The sequence below is a fragment of the Comamonas sp. genome, from assembly GCF_036666375.1.
Classification (GTDB): domain Bacteria; phylum Pseudomonadota; class Gammaproteobacteria; order Burkholderiales; family Burkholderiaceae_C; genus Comamonas.
This window is the reverse complement of the sequence record NZ_JAVWWA010000196.1, coordinates 1-4025: the sequence shown is the minus strand read 5'-3', so window position 1 is coordinate 4025 and position 4025 is coordinate 1. Positions and strand designations below refer to the sequence as shown.

The 4025-nt window shown below is 67.4% G+C and carries 4 protein-coding genes and 1 pseudogene; 2 read left to right on the top strand and 3 right to left on the bottom strand.

Going from position 1 to position 4025, the window contains the following annotated elements; all coding sequences use genetic code 11:
- Positions 1–29: 29 nt before the first annotated feature.
- Together RR928_RS24415 and RR928_RS24410 are read right to left on the bottom strand one after the other, a co-directional pair.
- Positions 30–533: a hypothetical protein gene (locus RR928_RS24415; RefSeq protein ID WP_332684659.1), complete on the bottom strand. Its 504-nt coding sequence runs from the start codon at positions 531–533 to the stop codon at positions 30–32.
- 2 nt (positions 534–535) lie between these two features.
- Positions 536–1261, bottom strand: a complete 726-nt coding sequence (locus RR928_RS24410; RefSeq protein WP_332684656.1) for a putative Ig domain-containing protein — start codon at positions 1259–1261, stop codon at positions 536–538.
- 116 nt (positions 1262–1377) lie between these two features.
- Between RR928_RS24410 and RR928_RS24405 the strand changes: the two genes are divergently transcribed.
- Together RR928_RS24405 and RR928_RS24400 are read left to right on the top strand one after the other, a co-directional pair.
- A complete protein-coding gene (locus RR928_RS24405) occupies positions 1378–2364 on the top strand; it encodes a Bug family tripartite tricarboxylate transporter substrate binding protein (RefSeq protein WP_332684654.1) in 987 nt (328 codons plus the stop codon).
- Positions 2365–2498: 134 nt separating this feature from the next.
- On the top strand, positions 2499–3785 hold the full coding sequence (locus tag RR928_RS24400) for a lytic murein transglycosylase (protein ID WP_332684652.1): 1287 nt from the start codon (positions 2499–2501) through the stop codon (positions 3783–3785).
- A 55-nt stretch (positions 3786–3840) separates the two neighbouring features.
- On the opposite strand, the pseudogene RR928_RS24395 reads toward RR928_RS24400, so the two are convergent.
- Positions 3841–4025 (bottom strand): annotated as a pseudogene (locus tag RR928_RS24395) (type II toxin-antitoxin system HipA family toxin); the annotation flags it as partial.

Here is a 4025-nt window from a genome sequence, read left to right as displayed (position 1 = left end):
GCCCCGCGCCCGCTCTGCGTTCAACCTGCTCAGGCGAACTCGATTCCCGTGGCCGACAGGCCTACGAGATCGATGCGCGTGGCGGTGAGGTCCAGATGGCTGGCCAGCAGCGCGAGCTCGCCGCCCGTCACGCCCTGGGCCAGCATGTTGATGAACGGCTGCAGCGGCGCTGGCGTCGCGGCGCTGCCCACGACATTGGTCCACAGCAGCTGCGTCACCTGACCCGGCGTGGACGCGCCCAGCAATTGCAGGCCCAGTTGCGCCAGGCTTTGCGCGCTGATGCCCGCGTCCAGCGCGCGAATCACTTCGCCCACCAGCGGCTTGTTGTCCAGGAACGCGGCGCCGGTGATGCGCACCGCGCCGACCACGGCCAGGAAGTCGACGTTGTCCACCTGGACGTTGCTGCCTTCGGGCAGGGCGCGCGCGTCGAGGATCACGGCCTGCATGCCATCGCCGGCAAGGGCGCTGCCGCTGATCACGAACGGCACGCCGGGGTTGAAGCCTGGGCCTGCAGTGGCGGTGATGGTCTGCATGGTCAGAGGTAGCGTGTGGTCCAGCGTGGCCAGGAAGATCTGGCCGAGGATCGCCTCCGGCCGAGCGCTCTATGCGCAGGCCCAGTTCGGCCAGCGCGGCATTGCCCGTCACTGGATCGGGCAGGCCCTGGACCTGCCGCCCCAGGCCCACAGGCACGCTGACCTGCAGGATGGCGTGCCCGTCCCTGCTCTTGACCAGCGGAATGTCGGCCAGATCGTTGCTGGGCGAGTTCGGATCGTCGGGGCGCGAGGGAGTGACCACCGGAATGGTGATGATGGTCGTGCCGCCGTCGCCGGGGGGAGGTCACGGGCACGCCATCGACGGGCACCGGGACTGGATCCGTGGGAGTCACGGGTGGCACAGGGCGAGTGACCACCAGACTGAAGGTATCGGTCACCGTGACGCCATTGCCGTCCTCGGCGGTGACGTCGATGCTGAGGGTGCCTATGTCAGCGGTGACAGGTGTGCCGCTGAAGGTGCGCGTGGCCGCATCGAAGCTCAGCCAGGCGGGCAGGGCGTTGCCGGTCAACTTCGCGCTGTAGCTGAGCGTGTCGCCTGCATCCACATCGGCAAAGGTGTTGGCATTGGACTGGCAGCTGAACGCTGCATCCTCGGTGGCGTTCTGGGCGGCGATGACATTGGCCAGCGTGGGCGCGTCATTGGTGTTGGCCACCACGAGATTGAAAGTGTCGGTGACCGTGGCGCCGTCGCCGTCTTCGGCCGTCACCTGGGGGAAGTCCCTTGTGCAGGACCCCGTCCATGTGCGCTCGACAGCCCTTCCGGGCGCATCGGCAACTGCTAGGATCAGAGCGCGCTTTCTGCAACGCCTTCTTTGGGAAACAAATGAAACCACCTCGCTTTTTCCGCAGTGCGGCCACCGGCCTGCTGGTGGCATTTGCCGCCTTGCTGAACCCGGCGCATGCTGCCTGGCCCGACAAACCTATTCGCTTGGTCGTTCCATTCCCGCCTGGGCAAGCCACGGATATCTTCGCGCGCGCCGTCGCCGAGCAGCTCGGAAAACGTCTGGGCCAAAGCGTCATTGTGGACAACAAGGCCGGCGCCGGCAGCAATATCGGCTCCGAACTGGTGGTGCGTGCTGCGCCCGACGGCTACACCTTGCTGGTGGCGGGCAGCGCGATGGCAGTCAACCAGACGCTGTACCGCAAGGTCAGCTTTGATCCCACCCGGGACCTGGTCGGCATCTCGCTCATCGCCAAGGTGCCGCTGATCTTCCTGGCCACGCCGGGCTCGGGCATCACCTCCATCGCCGACCTGGTGACCAAGGCCAGGGCCGCGCCCGGCCAATTGAACTACGCCAGCGCCGGCATAGGCGGCACCCAGCATCTGTCCGGCGAAATGCTCAAGAACCAGGCGGGCGTGTTCATCACACACATTCCTTACCGTGGCAGCGGGCCGGCACAGGCCGACTTTCTGGGTGCACAGGTGCCGCTGATGGTCGACTCGGTCACCGCCGCGCTGCCGCATGTCCAATCCGGACGCGCCGTGCCGCTGGCCGTGACTTCGGCCACGCGTTCCTCGCAACTGCCAGACGTGCCCACGGTCCGTGAAAGCGGGCTGCGCGCACTCAAGGACTTCGAAGCCGTGGGCTGGCTGGGACTGATGGCGCCCAAAGGCACGTCTGCGGACATCATCGGCCGGCTGAACCGCGAAGTCACGGACATCCTGAAAAGCGATGGCATGGCCCAGTTCATACGCGACCGAGGGTCGGAGCCGGCACCGACCACGGGGCCCGAGTTTGATCGCTTCGTGGCCGGCGAAATCCAGAAATGGGGCCGTATCGTGAAGACATCGGGCGCCAGCGTGGAGTGAGGGCAGGCGGCGCCCCGGGCCTGGGCGCCGTGCGCCGGGAATCGGGACTCTGCATGGCACCGGCCTGAAAGCCCATTTGCGGCGCTGGTGGCTTTACCGGCACCGATGCCGTCAGAACGGCGAGAATCGAGCGGATGCAAACAACCTATCATTTTCCAGCTTCGACCCGGCGCTGGCTGGTGCCCGGTCTGCTGGCGATACTCGCCGTCGCAGGCTGCACTTCCGCACCCCAGGTACAAACCCGTGCGCCTACGGTCGACACCCGCCCGCTTCTGTCCGAAGAGGCTGAACACGACCAGAAGTTCGCGCGCTGGGTCGCCGATTTCCGCGCCAGCGCGCGCGCCGCAGGCATAGACGAGGTCACGCTGCACTCCGCCTTCGACGGCGTGCGCTTCGTGCCGCGCGCCGTCGCGGCCGACCGCGCCCAGCCCGAGTTCACGCGCACCGTGTGGGCCTACCTCGACAGCGCGGTGTCGGCGCAGCGCGTCACGCGCGGCCAGGAAAAGCTGCGGCAACTGCGCCCCCAAGTCGACGCGCTGGTCGCGCGTTACGGCGTGCCCACCGAAATCCTGGTGGCGATCTGGGGCATGGAGAGCAATTACGGCAGCAACGTCGGCGATATTCCGACCATAGACGCGCTGGCCACGCTGGGCTTCGAGGGCCGGCGCGAGGAATGGGCGCGCGGCCAGTTGCTCGCGGCATTGAAGATCCTGCAAAACCGCGACATCGCGCGCGAACAGATGATTGGTTCGTGGGCCGGCGCCATGGGGCAGACGCAGTTCCTGCCGTCGAACTTCCTGGCCTATGCGGTCGATGCCGATGGCGATGGCCGGCGCGACATCTGGGGCAGCGTTCCCGATGTTATGGCCTCGACAGCCAACTTCCTGGCTCGTTCCGGCTGGCAGGCCGGCCAGCCGTGGGCGATCGAAGTGCGCCTGCCGCCGGGATTCGACTACGCGCGCGCCGAAACCGACGTGCGCCAGTCCGGCGCCCAATGGGCGGGCGAGGGCCTGCAGTCCATGGACGGCGCGCCGCTGCCCGCGCTGCCGGACGCCTCGGTGCTGCTGCCGGCCAGCGCCCGTGGACCGGCCTTCCTGGTCGGGCAGAACTTTCGCACCATCCTGCGCTACAACAACTCGAGCAGCTATGCGCTCGCGGTCGGTCTGCTGGCGCAAAAGCTGACAGATGGTCCCGGAGTGCAGACGCCCTGGCCGCGCGATCTGCAGCCGCTGAGCAGCAGCCAGGTCAAGGCCTTGCAGACGGCGCTGAACGCGCGCGGCTTCGACACCGGCACGCCCGACGGCACCATGGGCCCGGCCACGCGCCGCGGCGTGCGTGCCTTCCAGCGCAGCCTGGGCGTGGCGGCCGATGGCTATCCGACGCTGGAGTTGCTGCAGCGCTTGGGCAGCGCTGCGCAGTGAACGCCCAAAGAGTGTCGAGGCACCCTTTGGGGTGTCGCCGGCTCAAGCCAGCGTTCTAAACAAATGCACGTCTTTGCAGCCTGAGTGCATCGCGGTCCATGCGCGCGGCCAGCTGTTCCATGTCGTTCGGGCTGACGCCCAGTGCGCGAAAGTGCACCGCCCACTGATCGACGGCAGCGGCCACCTGTTGCATCAGCTGCAAGGCGCGCGGCATTTTGCGGTCGTATTCCTTGATCTGGC

What these genes read in the sequence shown, in the direction of transcription:
- RR928_RS24400 (WP_332684652.1), top strand. Translation starts at nt 2,499, where the DNA reads ATGCAAACAACCTATCATTTTCCAGCTTCGACCCGGCGCTGGCTGGTG.
- RR928_RS24405 (WP_332684654.1), top strand. Translation starts at nt 1,378, where the DNA reads ATGAAACCACCTCGCTTTTTCCGCAGTGCGGCCACCGGCCTGCTGGTG.
- RR928_RS24415 (WP_332684659.1), bottom strand. Translation starts at nt 533, where the DNA reads ATGCAGACCATCACCGCCACTGCAGGCCCAGGCTTCAACCCCGGCGTG.